This window comes from Wujia chipingensis (genome assembly GCF_014337155.1).
GTDB classification, from domain to species: Bacteria; Bacillota; Clostridia; order Lachnospirales; family Lachnospiraceae; genus Coprococcus_C; species Coprococcus_C hominis.
In genome coordinates, this window is the sequence record NZ_CP060632.1 from 689,156 (window position 1) to 706,637 (window position 17,482).

Sequence of the window (17,482 nt, forward strand, 5' to 3'; positions counted from 1 at the left end):
TTTTACGTGGTGCACCAATACGTACCCGTAGGCTGCGCCGGGATTAAAAAGTTGTTTCGGTGTCAATGTCTAAATGCAGGATAAATTTGACCATCCGTTTGGCGTTCGTGTAATTTTGTTCGGTATTTCCAGGGAAACCAAGATATACTTTGTCGTACCCGAGATTTAATCCTTTGGCAAAATCTGTGTCACTGATGTCAATCGCGAAAGGCACAGTCACACCATCGTTGTCATCGGCTGTACAGATGCGATCGGAGATCTGTGAGTAGATGTCAGCAGGAAGATACGTTTTAAGAGGATAAATGATTTCCTGCATAGCACAATATTCAAGCCCCTTTTCGTCCATAATCATGATGTCGTAATATCCGTTAAAACAGAGCATCGGGAGTTCTGTGTAGACAGATGCGCTGGAGTTTTGAGAATATTCCTCGAGGTATGTGTCTTTGTCGAGATGCACCGTAAGATCGTTGTGAATCTGGTAAGCACCATTCAGATTGTAAAAATCCAGATATTCATCGACAAAGGACGTGTCTACCGCAGAAGGCTCCGGTGAATTGACGATACAGTAGGATAAAGCAACCGGACGGCTTTTCTTGTAGATTGTAACAGGAAGGGCAATGCATACAGCGAGTATGATGACTGCAAGAATGATCTTTCCTTTATAATAAGAAAGAATATATCCTGCCTTCTGACCGGTTGTCATTCCTTCCATGTGATCCTTTAACCGCTGGCGCCTGGCATGCTGGCGTTCCCGGAAAGGCAGACTGTGAAGCTCCAGATTGTCCTCGGTATTGACCGGGGGTACGGAGCTTCGCCCGGCAGATTCTTTCTCGCTTCCGGTTTCTTTGACTGGTGTATCTGCTTCTTTGCGTGTCTCTTTGTCTGCTCCTTTGCTTGTTTCACTGACCTTTTCTTTATCTGTTTTATATTTTGTATCTTTTGCTTCTGCGTCTGTATTCATGATTGTGTCCGGAACTCCTTTTTAATGATGAAAACTGTGAAATATCACGTAAAATTATCTTAACATAGATTATGCTGGACGAAAAGTGAGAAAATGTGAAAAAAATAAGAACAATAGCGGAGACACTACCCGCAGGCGAAATATGGAAGAACCGGGGTATTTACATTTTGAAAAAACTACTTTATTATATAGAAGCGTGAGTAATCGCACAGGTATTAAACAGATATGGAAAGGATAGAAAAGTGAAGAACATACAGGACAAAAAGAAAAAGAATTTCAAGGAATTTCTGCACAAATTTTTTAAGATATTTATTATCATATTCGGAGCGGCAATTGCAATCAATCTGATTGTGATCGGCGTGCTGTTCCTGATTCATACAAATAAGCTGGCGGACGAGCGGGGGTATCTGAATCCGAAAGGCCAGATGGTTGAGGTGGATGGAAATAACATCCATGTGATTGTGGATGGAAATGAAAAATCAGATAAAACGCTTGTATTTATCCACAGCAACGGTATCACGGATGATTCGGTAGCTCTGGAACCGCTGTTTGGAAAACTACAGGATTACCGTCTGGTATACATGGATCGGAGTGGATTTGGCTATAGCGGTACAGCGAAGACGGACAAAGATATTGAAAGTATTGTCGAAGAGATGCGCAGCGTGCTCGCGGCGCTTTCCATAGATGGGCCATATGTGCTTGTTCCGAATGGGATTGCGGGTCTTGAAGCAGTTTACTGGGCAGATCTGTATCCACAGGAAGTGGAATCAATCATTGGAATCAACATTTCGGTAGCAAATGATTTTGAGGGTATCACAGAAGAGCAGTATTGCGGATTTTTTAATTATCTGATGGTAAAATTTGCTGCCATTGGTGGGCAGAGGTATGTTAAGAGTGTGTATCCGGATAATATCGGAGCTGTGTATACAGAAAAACAGATGATAACAAGAAAAGCCTTGATATCGAAGAACTTCTATACGCAGGATATGTATGAGGAGGATCTGCATGCGGTTGCTAATGCGGCAAAGGTGAAAGAAGCCGGTTTCCCGACGGATATACCGATGCTTGTGATTTTTTCGAATCCGCTCATGCGCCCGTATATTGACGATGATGCATCTGTGCGTGAAGAATACGAGGGGGCTCTTGAAGAAGTGTACGGAACACAGACGGATGCCAGCGCATCGGATGCGGATAAGATAGATTATGTCGGACAATATAACGCGTCGAGAAAAGAGTATTTCTCACAGTTTGCGAATGTTGAGATGGACGAGATGTCCGGACCGTCCAGGATTTATACATATGATCCGGAAGGCGTAGCCCAGAGGATTATTGCATACCTCTCGAGATAATGGAATTGGCACATATCTGCCAATTTATGGTGATAATGCACAAAAATGTGAAGAAAAAGTGAAAAAGTACTTGCATAGTTGGTAAATATGTCCTATAATAACATTAGTCATAGCGGAGTATGTTATGATATTTCACAATTAACTATGGAACCGACAGCTTAAGGCTGGAATAATAACAGGTTCAAACACGTCTCATTTGGCTGATATATTGTGAGTTTTGTTTAAGTTGCACGTAGATAATACTGATTATTGAGGGATTTACCTATGGAATGTTTAATGAAAACTGATGATATGGAAGTCGATATGACAAAAACACATTAAAGGAGGGTTTTTTTGTGAAGAAATTTAAGAAAGCAATGGCATTGTCATTGGCACTTGCAATGGGTCTTTCACTTGTAGCTTGTGGCGACAAGAAGGAAGAGACTACAACAGAGGCTACAACAACAGAGGCTACAACAACAGAGGCTGCTGCAACAGATGACGCTACAGCAGATGATGCATCTGCATCTAACGCAGAGGTATCTCTCCCAATGCCTGCTGAAGACAGCGATCCAATCTATGTTTACTCATGGAACACAGAGCTTGGTGACAGACTTCAGTATGTAAAGGACAAGTATCCTCAGTATGCTGATCTTATTCAGTATGAGAACCTTGGTCTTGGCGGAACATCTGATGAGTACAAGAGTGCTATTGAGAACGCTATCGCTAATGGCGGAGACAAGGTACCTTCAATCATAGCATGTGATGATGATGTAGCTCTGTACTTCCTGAACTCAGAAGCTATCGTTCCTGTTGAGGATCTTGGCATCACAGCTGATATGTACAGCAACGCTTACCAGTATACAGTTGACTACGCTACAATCGATGGCAAGCTCAAGGGTATGTGCTGGCAGGCAACACCTGGATGTTTCATCTACAGAACAGATATCGCTAAGGAAGTTCTTGGAACAGACGATCCAGCTAAGGTTCAGGAGTATGTAAAGGATTGGGATACATTCCTTGATACAGCTGAGACAATGAAGCAGGCTGGTTACAAGATGCTTTCAGGTCCTTCAGATGCTAAGAAGCCTATCATCGATCAGAGAACATCTGCATGGGTAGAGAACGACACAGTTAACATCGACCCAGTTATCACAGAGTATCTTGAGTTCGCTAAGAAGCTTTATGATGGTGAGTATACAAACAACAATGCTCAGTGGTCAGATGGCTGGAACACAGACTTTACAGCTGATGTATTTGGCTACTTCGGATGTACATGGTTCACTTACTGGTCAATCAATGACAAGGAAGGTTCTGAGACATACGGAAAGAGAAATATGTGCCAGGGTCCTACAACATATCACTGGGGCGGTACATACCTTGGTGTAACAGATCAGTGTCCTAACAAGGAACTTGCTGCACTTGTTCTTTACACACTTTGCTGTGATACAGATACAATGTACAAGCTCTCTGATGAGACTCTTGACTTCGTAAACAACAAGGCAGCTGTAGAGAAGCTTATCGCTGATGGTAAGGGCGAGTCTCCAGTACTTGGTGGCGCTAACCCACTTCAGACATGGGCTGACAATGCAGAGAAGATCAACCTTCAGTATGCAACAGAGTACGATTCAACATTCAATGGTTACCTTGACAATGCTTCAGAGGCATACAACTCAGGCGAGCTTAAGACTGTTGATGACGCTGTAGCTAAGATTAAGGAACTTATCAAGGATGGTTACCAGAACCTTACAGTAGAGTAATTTACTGGCAACAATAATTGATATGAAATTATGGTTATGCACCGGGTTCGCCCCGGTGCATAATTTAAAAAAAGATACCGCTGTTAGGCATTTTATAGAGGACATTCGATGGAGTGTCTTCTATAAAATGTCTAACGGGGGACGCGAAAACATATGTTAAAAATTATGAAAAGGTTGGGGAAGTGAAATCATGAAGAAAAAGACAGTTGAATATGGTAAGTATGGATACTTCTTCATACTGCCATTCTTCTTAGTATTTTTTGTATTCCAGCTTTACCCGTTGATTTATACTTTCTATCTTAGTTTCGTTGAGTATTACCAGATTAAACTTGGAAAATTCCAGGGTCCAAACTTTAATGGACTTAAAAACTATATCATGGTATTGGCAACGACAGAGGGTAAAGGTAGTGATCTGAAGGTTGTTTCATGGTTTGATACCATGACAGTTAAGTCAATCGGCAACACACTGAAGATTTGGGTTTTGAACTTTATTCCGCAGATTCTTCTGGCATTGCTTTTGGCTTCCTGGTTTACAGATACGGTTGTAAAGTTAAAAGGACAGGGCGCGTTCAAGATTATGATGTTCATGCCGAACATTATCACTGCATCTTCCATCGCCGTTTTGTTCTATAGTTTGTTCAATGCTAATGGCCCTATTACTATGATGCTCCAAAATGCGCATATTATTAGCGAAAAGTATGACTTCATGGAGAAACCGGGCGGAACAATTGGTTTGATTGCATTCATGCAGTTCTGGATGTGGTATGGTAACTCAATGATTGTCCTTATTGCGGGTATCCTGGGTATTAGTCCATCCCTCTATGAAGCAGCTATGGTAGATGGTGCGAACAGTAAGCAGCAGTTCTTTAAGATTACATTGCCACTGTTGAAGCCGATTATCCAGTACAACCTGGTTACATCCGCAATCGGTGGTCTGCAGATGTACGATATTCCATCTCTGTTCAACGTTGACCAGTCATTCAATGGTAAGCCGAACTTTGCATCAGAGACAATTACAATGTGGATTAAGTCACTTGGATTCACATCTAAGGATTATGGTAAAGCAGCAGCTTCATCTATCGTTCTGTTCATTGTAACATTAGTAATCAGTATTGTCTTCTTCGCTGTTACCAAGGATAGACAGCCGAAGCAGAAGCATGCTGTGATTCGATAAGGGGGTGTGCGAATAATGGCTAAAAACGCAGAAGTTGAATCGAGCTACTCAGGACGTATTCGTGCAACGAAGATATTTAGAACAATCATTTGCGTGTTGTTATGTATTATCAGTATCTTTCCGTTTTATCTGATGATCATCAACTCAACATTGGATTCTATTACAATTAAAGCTGGTGTGCACCTGCTTCCGGGTTCATTTGCACAGTTGGGAGAGAACTTTACAAACCTGATGAAGAAGGCAGAGGGTGTTGGTACATCACTTTGGGGCGCTATGCTTCACAGTGCAATTATTTCTGTACCGGCAACAATCCTTACAGTTTATTGTTCTACATTGACAGCTTACGGACTTACAGTATATAACTTCAAGTTGAAAAATGCAGCACATACATTTATTATGGCAATCATGATGATTCCTGCACAGGTATCTATCATTGGTTTCATGCAGTTTATGATGAAGATTAATCTGTATGATTCTTACTGGCCGCTGATCATCCCGGCAGCAGCTTCACCTGCTACATATTACTTTATGAAGCAGTATATGGCAACGGGTCTTTCACTTGAGATTATCGAAGCTGCCAGAATTGATGGTTCTGGAGAGTTCTCTACATTTAATAAGATTGCATTACCTTTGATGAAGCCGGCTATGGCTACACAGGCAATCTTTGCATTCATCACTTCATGGAATAACTTGTATACACCTTCTATGATGTTGACAGATACAGCAAAGAAGACATTGCCTATGTTCATCATGGCTCTTCGTTCAGAGCAGTTCAGACAGGATTATGGTGTTATCTACCTTGGTCTGTTCCTGACAGTATTGCCTATCTTCATTGTATACTTCACATTATCAAAGTACATCATTGCCGGTGTAGCTCTTGGTGGTGTAAAGGAGTAATTTCAAGGATTTTAAAAGGATCGCGCAAGCGGTCCTTTTTTTATGCCTGATAAATGATCGCTTTCTGTGTATTTACTGTGAAAAGAGTTGACGATAGACAAAAAGAAAAGTAAAATAGAACATGCATATAAAGAAAGGGTTGGAGGACCAAAATGATTAAAGGTAAAAAGTATTTAAAGAAACAGGCGGTTGCTTCTGTGCTTGCATTGAGCATGGCTGCAGCATCGTTGACTGGTTGTAGTAATGGACTGAGCAGTTCGAAGAAGGAATCGTCCAATGTCGGTACGATGACACAGGAAGAGGCATCTACAACAAAGGTCATGGTGATTGGCGATTATGATATATATATGGATGAACTTCTGGTGTATGCGATTCAGGCAATGGTTACGAACAATGGAACACTGGCATCAGTAAAGGCAAATCCGGATACATACAAGGAACAGACGTTGTCTTTGATTCGTACGACCAAGATTTTGTACGATGTTACCCAGCATAATGATGTAACGTTGGATGATAGTGATATGGAAACAACGAATAATACAATTGATAATTTCCTTGGCTCGATGCCGGATGGACTTCTGGAGAAGTATGGTATCTCAGAGGACGTTGTCCGCAAGGTATTTACAGAACAGACATATGTGTCTAAATTTGAGAATGATATCAAGAATGATATGGGTAAAAAGGTGCAGTCTGATATAGAAGAGAAAGTGAAGGATTACAATTTCACAATCTTTGATTATATTCTGTTCCCGACTGTTGAGACAACGGAAGACGATGTCCCTGCAACAAATACAGATGGAAGCTATAAATACGTGAGTGATGATGCCAAGGAGAAGGCTAAGGAGAATGCGGAGGCACTGCTCGAGGAACTGAAAGCTGGCGGAGATGCAGCTTCGCTTGCACAAAAGTATGGCGTATCAAATTACTATTTCGAGAGAACCGGATATGTTGGAAGCTTTACTGACAGCGTGAACAAAGCTGTTGAGAATTTGAAGGCTGGTGAGTGCTCCGGTGTGTTGGAAGAGGAGCTTGGATATGCGGTGATTCATATGAAGTCGGATCATGATGAAGAGCTGCTGAAGAACTATGCATATGCGGTTGCGAGTGATACAGTAGACAGCCAGTTCGAGAAATTGGAGACACAATGGTTGAGTAGTATCGAAGTAGACCCGGAGAAGGATATGGAAGGCACTGTGTGGGCAGATTATGATTTGTCTGGGTTGGCACAGTCCCTGGCTGATGGCGGATTGTTAAATGGAGCTTCTTCCACATCCAGTGCCGGATCGAACTAAATATGATTTATTAGTCAAAGATACAAATACGGAACAGTTTGCGACAGACTGTTTCGTATTTTTTTGTAAAAAAATAAAGGGAAAATGAGAAAAGTGTGGAATATATTATATAGGTGAGTTTTGACATGAACGAAAGGGAAAAAGATTGACAATTCGAGAAGAATTAGAAAAAAGAGAACATCAAATCTATCGTACATGTGCCTGCTTTGCGGATCGGACAAAAGGACGAGTAAGGCAGGAAGAAAAATGCGATTTGCGTACAGAATTTCAGAGAGACCGGGATCGGATTTTGCATTCCAAATCATTCCGTCGGATGAAACATAAGACGCAGGTTTTTTTGTCTCCGGGCGGAGATCATTACCGAACCAGACTGACACATACGCTGGAAGTTGCGCAGATTGGACGGACGATTGCCAGATCTCTGTTTTTGAATGAGGATCTGGTTGAGGCGATTGCTTTGGGACATGATCTTGGACATACGCCGTTTGGTCATGTTGGAGAACGGGCACTCTCTAAGTATACATCCAAGCCATTCTGTCACAATGAGCAAAGTATTCGGGTGGTGGAGCATCTGGAGAAAAATGGCGCGGGATTGAATCTGACATGGGAAGTACGGGATGGCATTTTGAATCATCGGAGTGCATGCGAACCGGCGACTTTGGAAGGAAAGATTGTCCGTTTGTCAGACAAAATAGCATATGTCAATCATGATATTGATGATGGAATACGTGCGGGGATATTGACAGAGGAGATGTTGCCGGTTGAGTGTACAAACCTTTTGGGGCATAGTACACGTGACCGTATCAATACATTGATTCATACGGTTGTTACAGCGAGCCATGATGTGGAAGATGTGGTTTTGCCGAAGGAATATCAGCAGGCGTTTCAGGAACTGCGCAGATTTATGTTTCAGGATCTGTATACCAATCCTGTTGCAAAAAGCGAGGAAGTGAAGGCAGAGCGCCTGATAGGTATGCTGTATGAAGAGTTTATGGAGCATGAAGACTGGTTGCCGGCAGAATATCAGAGATTTATTGAACAGGGAGAACCGAAGGAAACAGTGATCTGTGATTATATAGCAGGAATGACGGATAATTATGCGATTGATATGGCAAAGAAGATATTTATTCCGAAGTCGTGGAGCAAGGAATAACCATAGAGTCGCTCAAAATCCGTTGATAAGAATAGAGGAAGACAGTTGTATTATTCAGAAGATATAATTGAAGAGGTTCGGAGCCGCAATGATATTGTGGATGTGATCGGTGGATATGTGACCTTGAAACGCCGGGGAAATTCCTATATGGCGTGCTGCCCATTTCACCATGAGAAAACACCCTCCTTCCATGTAAACCGGGATAAGCAGATGTATCATTGCTTTGGTTGCGGCGTTGGAGGAAATGTGATCACGTTTGTGATGGAATATGAGAACTTCTCGTTTCCAGAAGCACTCAAGATGCTGGCGGAGCGTGCGGGTGTTGCTTTGCCAGAACAGAATTATTCCAGGGAACAGCGGCAAAGAGAAAATTATAAGATGGTTCTGAAGGAGATGAACCGGACAGCAGCGATTTATTTTAATTATTTACTGACTGCGACCTCGGCCGGTAAGCACGCACTGGAATACTATCATGACCGGGGATTCTCGGACGAGACGATTCAGCGGTTTGGGCTAGGATACGCGAATATTTATGAAAATGATTTGTACCAGTATTTGAAGAAACAGGGGTATACGGATGCACAGATGAAGGATTCCGGATTGGTGCGGATTGATGAACGCCGTGGCGGGCAGGATATGTTCTGGAACCGCGCGATGGTGCCGATAATGGATATCAATGGAAAAGTTGTCGGCTTTGGAGGACGTGTACTGGGGGATGGAACACCAAAGTATATTAACACCAAGGAAACGGCAGTTTTTGATAAGAGTCATACATTGTTTGCAATGAATATTGCCCGCAGATCCAAACGGCGGGGAATCATTTTATGCGAGGGATATATGGACGTCATCGCTATGCATCAGGCGGGCTTTGATAATGCGGCGGCATCTCTTGGTACGGCACTTACAATGGGACATGCAACAATTGTAAAACGATATACCGATGAGGTATATCTGGCGTACGATAGCGATGGCGCGGGTCGCAAGGCGACGATGAAGGCGATTGGCATTATGCGGGAAGTTGGAATATCAACCAGAATTATTGATCTGAAGCCGTATAAGGATCCGGATGAGTTCATACATAATCTTGGAAAAGAAGCATTTGAAGGACGGATTGCTGATGCGGTGACGGGAATTGTATTTGAGATTGACGGCATTGCACAGGGGTATAACCTGAGAGATCCGGAAGAGAAAATCCGTTTTACAAAAGAGGCGGCAAAACGATTATCTGCATTAGATGAACCGGTCGTCCGGCATAGTTATATTGAGGCGGTCGCTGAGAAGTACAAGATAGATGCAGCAGATTTGAAAGCAATGGTGACAAGGTATGGAACGATTGGATTGCAGACGCAGACAACCAATATGGATGACACGGCGCGTCCAGTGATTGCGACGCCGCCACCGGAAGGAAATCGGAATCCAAGGGATGAAGCGGCTGATCGGGAGACGCAACCACAACGGTTGCTGCTCACATGGATGGTTGGAAAGCCAGAGCTGTTTGGACAACTTGAAGGAATTCTGACGGAGGAGGACTTTATTGATGAGGATTACCATACGGTAGCCAAACGGTTGTTTGACCAGTACCGCGATAGCGGAACAGTGAATCCGGCGGCAATCGTAAATCTGTTTGAAGATATAGAAAAACAACGTCTGGTTGCAAAGATTTTGCAGACAGAGCTGGATGTGGAGATCACTGAGGATGAAAAAGAGCGGGTGATCAATGATTTAGTGAGAAAAGTCAAGATGGCGCGGATTGATTATGAACTTGCGCATATTGCTGACAATCCGGAGAAACTGCCGGAGGTAATTGCTGAAAAGGCAAGACTCACGAAATTGCATATTTCGTTAAAGAATGGATAGAATATAATCACAATGGAAGGATGGAACCTAAAATGGCAAAGAAAGTAACAGATAAGGACACAAAGCAGACAACAAAGGCGACAAACGAGAATATCATGAATTCAGACCAGATGAAAGAGCATCTGGACAATCTTGTCGATATGGCGAAGAAAAATGATAACACATTGATTGACACAGAAATCGTCAACTATTTTGTTGGAAAGCCGGATATTGAGCTTAATACAGATATGATGACAAAAATCTTCGATTATCTCGATGAACACCATGTCGCTGTTTTGTCAGAGACAGAGGAGGACGATGAGATCTTAGATGACATGATTCTGGAGGACGCAGAGGACGCAGATATTGACATTGAGAAGATTGATCTCTCTGTACCAGACGGTGTCAGCATCGAAGACCCGGTTCGTATGTATCTGAAGGAGATTGGTAAGGTGCCATTGCTGACGGCGGAGGAAGAGATTGAACTGGCAAAGCGGATGGAGGCCGGTGATGAAAAGGCAAAGCAGAAGCTGGCAGAGGCGAACCTCAGACTGGTTGTCAGCATTGCAAAACGTTATGTTGGTCGTGGTATGCTGTTTCTGGATCTGATTCAGGAAGGTAACCTTGGTTTGATCAAAGCTGTTGAGAAGTTTGATTATGAAAAAGGATATAAGTTCAGTACGTATGCAACATGGTGGATTCGCCAGGCAATCACAAGAGCAATCGCTGATCAGGCAAGAACAATCCGTATTCCAGTGCATATGGTAGAGACAATCAATAAGCTGATTCGCGAGTCCAGACAGCTTCTGCAGGAACTTGGAAGAGAACCATTGCCGGAGGAGATCGCAGAGCGTATGGGAATCTCTGTAGAGCGTGTACGGGAGATCTTAAAGATCTCACAGGAGCCTGTATCTCTGGAGACGCCAATTGGTGAAGAGGAAGATAGTCATTTAGGCGATTTTATTCAGGATCAGAATGTACCAGTGCCGGCAGAGGCGGCAGCGAGCAACTTACTGCGTGATCAGTTAAATGAGGTGCTTGATACACTGACAGAACGAGAACAGAAGGTATTGCGTTTGCGGTTTGGTATGGATGATGGACGTGCAAGAACGTTGGAGGAAGTTGGTAAGGAATTCCAGGTTACAAGAGAGCGTATCCGTCAGATTGAGGCAAAGGCACTTCGTAGATTAAGACATCCTAGCAAGAGCAGAAAATTGAAGGATTACCTGGATGCCAATGACTAATATGCAGAATCGGGACAAGAAAATACCATTGTCAAACCGTATGCAGTCGATTCTTGCGATGCTTCAGCAGGAAAAGCTGTCCCACGGGAAGATTCCGTGTGTGGCGGATATTGGCTGCGATCATGCGTTTGTATCAATGGCATGTGTAAGAGATGGCTTGGCAGAGCGTGTTATAGCGATGGACGTGCGGAAAGGACCACTCTCCATTGCGCAGACACATATTCAGGAATATGGATTTGAAAAAAGTGTAGAAACGAGATTATCCAATGGGTTTGAAGCTATAGAACCGGGCGAAGCAACATGGGCGGTGCTAGCCGGAATGGGCGGAGAACTCATGAAAACTATTCTGCAAAATGGAAAAGCGCATCTGGATGCAGGGATTGGGCTGATTTTACAGCCTCAGTCAGAGCCGCAGGCGGTTAGATCGTATCTGCAGGAAGAGCGGTACATAATTATAGATGAGGATTTTTTGCGGGAAGATGGAAAGTTTTACACAATAATCAAAGCAATAAAAAACACGGAAACGAAGAAACTGCCACAGATGGATAATGTGGAGTTGAAGTATGGTCCGGCGTTGCTTCGGAAGGAAAATCCGGTTTTTCAGGAATATTTGTTGGAAGAACAGCATAAAATGCAGGAATTGCAGAATCGTTTATCTCTGCAGGATACAGTATCTTCGAAACGAAGACGGAAAGAGTTGGAAGAGGAGCTTTTGTTGCTTGCGCGCGCGATGACGTGGAATCATGGATGAGATGAGAGGTGATAGAATGCGGTGTGATGAGATTATCCAGTTGTTGGAGAAGAAAGCACCCATCGAGTATGCGATGGATTGGGATCATGTAGGATTACTGGTAGGCAGGCGGGACAAAGAAGTTCATAAGCTGATGCTGGTTGTCGATGTTACAGAAGAGATTGTGGATGCTGCGGTCGCGCAGAACGTAGATATGATTGTATCCCATCATCCGATGATTTTTGGCAAAGTAGATCGCGTGAATGATGAGACTGTGCTTGGACGGAAGATTTTAAAACTGATTGAACATGGAATTGCCTGCTATGCAATGCATACAAATTTCGACACGATCGGCGGTATGGCGAAGGAAGCAGCAGCGATGCTTGGACTTCAGAACATGGAAGTGCTGGAAGAAACGAAAGATGGTGAAGGAATTGGTGAGGTTGGATATCTTCCAGCAGCAACGACTGTAACAGCGCTTGCAGCTTTAATCAAAGAAAAATTTGATTTAAAAAATGTGTTATTGTATGGGAATCCAAATGACACGGTGGAAAAAATTGCGATCTGCCCTGGCTCTGGGAAGAGTGTGATCAACGAGGCAGTGCAGAAAAAAGCAGATTGTCTGATTACAGGAGATATCGGACATCATGAAGGGCTGGATGCAAACGAGATGGGACTTACGATTCTGGATGCGTCCCATTATGGTTTGGAACATATATTTATGCATATCATGTATGAATATCTAAAAGGATATTGTATGGATGTTGAAATTGGAATCGCGGACGTTGGGGTGCCGTTTTCGATTTTATAGATGTGCGTGAAAGGAGTGGGTGTTATGGAAAAAATCAAGGTTACGATGGACGGAAAAGTGTATGAGGTGGATAAATTTTCTGCAATCACGGAATTTGTACACGCGCATATGCAGGAGAATAAGCAGAAGTATGTGCTTGCATTTTGCAACCGGAAGCTTTGCGAGCTTGGAAAGCTGTTAGACCGAGATGTGGAATTGAAGCTTGTAGAGAAGACTTCTGTAATTGGTATGGACACATATAAGCGAAGCCTGACATTCCTTATGGTGAAAGCATTTTCGGATGTTATGGGAAGCGGTTACAGCGTTAAGGTAATGTATTCGCTTGGCAAGGGGTATTATTGCAGATTGCTGAAGAATTTCCGCGAGGGTGACCGTATGGTATCGGAGGAAGTTCCGGTGACAAAAGATATCTTATTCCGCGTGAAAAATCGTATGAATGAATTGGTTCGTAAGGATATTGCGATCATCAAGGAGTCGGTTTCCACAGAGGAAGCAGTACAGCGGTTTGCAAAACAGGGACGCTTTGATAAGGAACGTTTATTCCGATACAGACGTGTGTCTAAGGCAAACCTGTACAGTATTGAAGATTATGAGGATTATTTTTATGGATATATGGTACCGTCAACCGGTTATATAACCTGTTATGATCTTGTTCCGTATGATACGGGATTTATGCTGATGGCACCAACACGGGAAGAACCGGAAATCATACCGGAGTTTGAACCACGGGAGAAATTATTCTCTGTATTGAAGACGTCGGATGAGTGGAGCCAGACGCTGGATGTCAGCAATGTTGGACAGTTGAATGAGTGTATTACAAAGGGAGATATCCGGGAACTGATGCTTGTCCATGAGGCATTGCAGGAAAAACAGATTGCACAGATTGCTGATATGATCCGCGCAGGGGAAAAGAAGATTGTTTTAATCGCAGGACCGAGTTCTTCCGGAAAAACGACATTTTCTCATCGATTAAGTGTACAGCTTCGTGCACATGGTCTGCGTCCGTATCCCCTTGCGCTTGATAATTATTTTGTGGATCGGGAGCATACACCGAAGGATGAGAATGGTAATTACGATTTTGAATGCATTGAGGCGGTGGATCTTGATCTGTTCCATTCGGATATGAAGAAACTGCTTGCTGGAGAAGAAATTTCAATTCCAACGTTTAATTTCAAACAGGGAAGAAAGGAATATAAAGGCAAAAAACTAAAACTGAATGCAGGAGATGTGTTGGTTGCAGAAGGTATCCATGCACTAAATCCGCTGATGACAGAAGGACTTTCTGATGATAGCAAATTCAAGATTTACATCAGTGCGCTGACGCAGATCAACATTGATGACCATAACCGGATACCTACGACAGATGGAAGATTGATTCGACGAATTGTCCGGGATGCGCGTACACGCGGAAATGATGCGCGCGAGACGATTGCGATGTGGCCATCAGTGCGACGCGGCGAAGAAAAATATATCTTCCCTTATCAGGAGGAAGCAGATGTGATGTTTAACTCTGCACTGATCTACGAGCTGAGTGTGATCAAACAGTATGCGGAGCCACTTTTGTTCTCGGTACCAAAGGATTGCGATGAATATTATGAGGCAAAACGTCTGTTGAAGTTTTTAGATTATTTCCTTGGAATGGAAGTGACGAATATTCCGACGAATTCGATTTTACGGGAATTTGTTGGTGGTGGTTGTTTCGACGTTTAAGCAGAAAGAAATTAAAAGCGTAAGCCAGACGATAAGCCGGGTTATGTCGAGAGTGATTATCTATCTAGGCCTTACGTTACCGTAAGGCTCAAGCAACCTACCTGAAAACACAGCGGGCAACTGTATGGTTTTCTGTTTGGTCTTGCTCCGGATGGGGTTTACAGAGCCTGCCCTGTTACCAGAACAGCGGTGAGCTCTTACCTCGCCTTTCCACCCTTACCTCGTGTCCGAAGACAGAGGCGGTTTATTTCTGTTGCACTGGCCTGGGAGTCACCTCCACCGGACGTTATCCGGCATCCTGCCCTATGGAGCCCGGACTTTCCTCACCTGCCGATGTGGCAGCCGCAATCACTTATCTGACTTACGCAGTGATTAGAGTACCATAACTTGAATATAGATTCAAGCAAAAATAAAATATTAGGAGGATGAAACGATGGAATTATTAGAAGGATTAAAGACAAGAAGAAGTGTGAGACGGTATACGGACGAGCTGATCAGTCATGAACTGTTTGAAGAGATCATTGACACTGCAAAAATGGCTCCGACATGGAAGAATACACAGACGCTTCGCTACATATTGATTCAGAATGAAGAAATTATAAAGAAAATCTGTGACGATTGTCTGCTTGGATTTGAGCACAACGCAAAGACACTGTCCAAGTGTAAAAATCTGGTTGTATTGACCCAGGTGAATGGCAGATGCGGGTATGAGAAGGATGGAAGCTTCTCCACAAGCAAGGGTACTGGCTGGGAGATGTTTGATGCAGGTATTGCGGCAATGACATTTAGCCTGGCTGCTTATGATAAGGGTATTGGAAGTTGCATCATGGGCGTATTTGACGATGCGAAGGTTGCAGAGGCAATCGGATTGGAAGAGGGTAAGACGGTTGCAGCCTTGATCCCAATCGGATTTCCGAAATTTACACCGGATGCCACACCGAGAAAAGAGACAGCAGATTTGATCAGTTATATAGATTAGTAGTAATGTGAGTTTTAGATATGATATTAAAGATAGCAGTATGCGATGACAATGATAAGGATATAGAGATCATAAACCGGGAACTCCTGCTGCTGGAAGAAAAAGCAAGGGAAAAGGGATGTACCTATCAGATACAGGCATTTAAAAGCGGAAATGATATCCTGAAGAGCTTTGCGCTTGTGCAGGACATGCATATTTTGTTTCTGGATATTGATATGCCAGGAATCGATGGAATGGAGATTGCGAAAAGGCTGGAGCAGACAGAACGCCGTGTGAAAGTAATCTTTGTAACAAACCATGCAGATATGGTATTTACCGCGATTCATTACAGACCGTTCCGGTTTATCCGGAAGGAGCGCCTTCACATAGAGTTGGAGGAGGCGCTGCTTTGCGCGATTGAAGAGATTCGGGAAGAATCTTTGTATGGAGAGATATTCATAGAAAAAGACGAGGCGGAAATCCGAATCAGTGATATTACATATCTGGAAAGTCAGCGGCATTATGTGATCGTACATTTCCGAAGGAAAGATGACCAGGTGATTCGTGCAAAAATCTCGGATTTTTCAGAACGGCTGGAACGTTATGGCTTTGTGCGCACACATGTTGGATATATCGTGAATATCCGGGATATCTATTCAATCAATACAAAACGGGTGTTGCTGGATGACCGGACACCAATCCCGGTCAGTCGGAAATATACAGAGCATGTAAGAGAAATGCATGCAAAGTATGTCAGGAGGATGTACCATGCAATTTCTTAAAAGACTGGTTGTCGCATTGGCGTGCGCTTTGACACTTGGATTGGCGTGCCTGCTGGCACTTCTGATCCAGAATCCGGAGACAGAAGAGCATGAGCATACGTGGATTATCATTTTCTTAGTAGTACTGCTGTTGGCGGGGATCTTGATCGCGAGCTGTCTGTATGCGATTTTCAAATCCCAGCATTATACGGAAGAAAACGAAATTCTGAACAAACAGCTCGACCATGAAGGGACGATGTATTCAAGAACGAGTGAGCTTTATGAGCGAACGAGACGGCTGAACCATGATTTGAAATCTTATCTTCTGATCATTTTAGGCTATCTTGAAAATGCAGAATATGAACAGGCACGCTTGCATCTGGTAGAGATTTTGGATCGGCAGTTAAAGATGAATTTGATTCATTATGAATCGAGTGGAGAAATCAATGCCGTGTTGAACGACAAGTTGAGTTATGCGGAACAGCATGCAATCACGCTTGATATGCATATCAGCGGAGAAGTGCCACGGGAGGATAGCATGAATGTTGCAATTCTGTTATCCAATTTGCTGGACAATGCGATGGAAGCTGCGGAGAAGGCGGAATTGCGCAAGGTGCAGCTTGAGATGTATGAAGAAAAGGGCATGTATTATATCGACATTATCAATACGGTAAATGCATCAGTGTTACATCATAATCCAAAACTGCAATCCACGAAGAAAGATAAACAACAGCACGGAATTGGATTGAAGAGCGTTCGACATATTGTAAAGCAGCTGGAAGGCAGCCTGCAGATGTTTGAAGAGGATGATGCATTTCATTCCTGTGTCTCATTTCCGATGCAAAAGGGTTGAAATATAAAATAAAA

15 protein-coding genes and 1 other RNA gene are annotated in these 17,482 nt (G+C 43.2%); 14 read left to right on the plus strand and 2 right to left on the minus strand.

The window, feature by feature from the left end; translation table 11 throughout:
• Positions 1 to 43 precede the first annotated feature (43 nt).
• A complete protein-coding gene (locus H9Q76_RS03335; protein WP_117781202.1) occupies positions 44 to 961 on the minus strand; it encodes a hypothetical protein in 918 nt (305 codons plus the stop codon).
• A gap of 242 nt (positions 962 to 1,203) precedes the next feature.
• On the opposite strand from H9Q76_RS03335, the gene H9Q76_RS03340 reads away from it, so the two are divergent.
• The 11 genes from H9Q76_RS03340 to H9Q76_RS03390 all read left to right on the plus strand — a co-directional run bounded on the left by H9Q76_RS03340 (position 1,204) and on the right by H9Q76_RS03390 (position 14,896).
• Positions 1,204 to 2,310 (plus strand): alpha/beta fold hydrolase, encoded by a 1,107-nt coding sequence (locus tag H9Q76_RS03340; RefSeq protein ID WP_117781201.1) that lies wholly within the window; start codon positions 1,204 to 1,206, stop codon positions 2,308 to 2,310.
• A gap of 335 nt (positions 2,311 to 2,645) precedes the next feature.
• Positions 2,646 to 4,049, plus strand: a complete 1,404-nt coding sequence (locus H9Q76_RS03345; protein ID WP_118373698.1) for an ABC transporter substrate-binding protein — start codon at positions 2,646 to 2,648, stop codon at positions 4,047 to 4,049.
• Positions 4,050 to 4,239: 190 nt separating this feature from the next.
• A complete protein-coding gene (locus tag H9Q76_RS03350) occupies positions 4,240 to 5,223 on the plus strand; it encodes a carbohydrate ABC transporter permease (RefSeq protein ID WP_242995477.1) in 984 nt (327 codons plus the stop codon).
• Positions 5,224 to 5,238: 15 nt separating this feature from the next.
• A complete protein-coding gene (locus H9Q76_RS03355; protein WP_117781198.1) occupies positions 5,239 to 6,120 on the plus strand; it encodes a carbohydrate ABC transporter permease in 882 nt (293 codons plus the stop codon).
• A gap of 152 nt (positions 6,121 to 6,272) precedes the next feature.
• Entirely contained in the window at positions 6,273 to 7,412 is a 1,140-nt protein-coding gene (locus tag H9Q76_RS03360; RefSeq protein WP_117781197.1) for a peptidylprolyl isomerase, read from the plus strand.
• 145 nt (positions 7,413 to 7,557) lie between these two features.
• Complete coding sequence (locus H9Q76_RS03365) at positions 7,558 to 8,565, plus strand: deoxyguanosinetriphosphate triphosphohydrolase (protein WP_117781196.1); 1,008 nt, start codon at positions 7,558 to 7,560, stop codon at positions 8,563 to 8,565.
• A gap of 45 nt (positions 8,566 to 8,610) precedes the next feature.
• On the plus strand, positions 8,611 to 10,422 hold the full coding sequence (gene dnaG, locus H9Q76_RS03370; protein ID WP_021985654.1) for a DNA primase: 1,812 nt from the start codon (positions 8,611 to 8,613) through the stop codon (positions 10,420 to 10,422).
• A gap of 95 nt (positions 10,423 to 10,517) precedes the next feature.
• Entirely contained in the window at positions 10,518 to 11,645 is a 1,128-nt protein-coding gene (rpoD, locus tag H9Q76_RS03375; protein ID WP_227573353.1) for an RNA polymerase sigma factor RpoD, read from the plus strand.
• Positions 11,632 to 12,396 carry a tRNA (adenine(22)-N(1))-methyltransferase gene (locus tag H9Q76_RS03380; RefSeq protein WP_249321613.1) on the plus strand — a complete coding sequence of 255 codons (765 nt, stop codon included), beginning with the start codon at positions 11,632 to 11,634 and terminating at the stop codon, positions 12,394 to 12,396. The genes rpoD and H9Q76_RS03380 overlap by 14 nt, the downstream gene beginning before the upstream one ends.
• Positions 12,389 to 13,186 (plus strand): Nif3-like dinuclear metal center hexameric protein, encoded by a 798-nt coding sequence (locus tag H9Q76_RS03385; RefSeq protein ID WP_249321615.1) that lies wholly within the window; start codon positions 12,389 to 12,391, stop codon positions 13,184 to 13,186. Before H9Q76_RS03380 ends, H9Q76_RS03385 begins: the two co-directional genes overlap by 8 nt.
• 24 nt (positions 13,187 to 13,210) lie before the next feature.
• Positions 13,211 to 14,896 (plus strand): nucleoside kinase, encoded by a 1,686-nt coding sequence (locus H9Q76_RS03390; protein ID WP_249321616.1) that lies wholly within the window; start codon positions 13,211 to 13,213, stop codon positions 14,894 to 14,896.
• A 16-nt stretch (positions 14,897 to 14,912) separates the two neighbouring features.
• Here the strand turns inward: H9Q76_RS03390 and rnpB are convergent.
• An RNA gene (rnpB, locus tag H9Q76_RS03395) (RNase P RNA component class A) lies at positions 14,913 to 15,260 on the minus strand.
• 69 nt (positions 15,261 to 15,329) lie between these two features.
• Here rnpB and H9Q76_RS03400 point away from each other — a divergent pair.
• From H9Q76_RS03400 to H9Q76_RS03410, 3 genes are read left to right on the plus strand one after another with little or no spacing between them, the layout of a single operon-like run.
• On the plus strand, positions 15,330 to 15,875 hold the full coding sequence (locus tag H9Q76_RS03400) for a nitroreductase family protein (RefSeq protein ID WP_249321618.1): 546 nt from the start codon (positions 15,330 to 15,332) through the stop codon (positions 15,873 to 15,875).
• A gap of 20 nt (positions 15,876 to 15,895) precedes the next feature.
• Complete coding sequence (locus H9Q76_RS03405; protein ID WP_021985648.1) at positions 15,896 to 16,636, plus strand: LytR/AlgR family response regulator transcription factor; 741 nt, start codon at positions 15,896 to 15,898, stop codon at positions 16,634 to 16,636.
• Positions 16,623 to 17,468 carry a sensor histidine kinase gene (locus H9Q76_RS03410; protein WP_021985647.1) on the plus strand — a complete coding sequence of 282 codons (846 nt, stop codon included), beginning with the start codon at positions 16,623 to 16,625 and terminating at the stop codon, positions 17,466 to 17,468. Before H9Q76_RS03405 ends, H9Q76_RS03410 begins: the two co-directional genes overlap by 14 nt.
• Positions 17,469 to 17,482: the final 14 nt, after the last annotated feature.

Excerpts from the sequence above, each read along its gene's own strand:
- H9Q76_RS03350 (WP_242995477.1), top strand. The coding sequence starts at position 4,240 with ATGAAGAAAAAGACAGTTGAATATGGTAAGTATGGATACTTCTTCATA.
- H9Q76_RS03380 (WP_249321613.1), top strand. The coding sequence starts at position 11,632 with ATGCCAATGACTAATATGCAGAATCGGGACAAGAAAATACCATTGTCA.
- H9Q76_RS03360 (WP_117781197.1), top strand. The coding sequence starts at position 6,273 with ATGATTAAAGGTAAAAAGTATTTAAAGAAACAGGCGGTTGCTTCTGTG.
- H9Q76_RS03355 (WP_117781198.1), top strand. The coding sequence starts at position 5,239 with ATGGCTAAAAACGCAGAAGTTGAATCGAGCTACTCAGGACGTATTCGT.
- H9Q76_RS03405 (WP_021985648.1), top strand. The coding sequence starts at position 15,896 with ATGATATTAAAGATAGCAGTATGCGATGACAATGATAAGGATATAGAG.
- H9Q76_RS03335 (WP_117781202.1), bottom strand. The coding sequence starts at position 961 with ATGAATACAGACGCAGAAGCAAAAGATACAAAATATAAAACAGATAAA.
- H9Q76_RS03390 (WP_249321616.1), top strand. The coding sequence starts at position 13,211 with ATGGAAAAAATCAAGGTTACGATGGACGGAAAAGTGTATGAGGTGGAT.
- rpoD (WP_227573353.1), top strand. The coding sequence starts at position 10,518 with ATGAATTCAGACCAGATGAAAGAGCATCTGGACAATCTTGTCGATATG.
- H9Q76_RS03410 (WP_021985647.1), top strand. The coding sequence starts at position 16,623 with ATGCAATTTCTTAAAAGACTGGTTGTCGCATTGGCGTGCGCTTTGACA.
- H9Q76_RS03385 (WP_249321615.1), top strand. The coding sequence starts at position 12,389 with ATGGATGAGATGAGAGGTGATAGAATGCGGTGTGATGAGATTATCCAG.
- H9Q76_RS03400 (WP_249321618.1), top strand. The coding sequence starts at position 15,330 with ATGGAATTATTAGAAGGATTAAAGACAAGAAGAAGTGTGAGACGGTAT.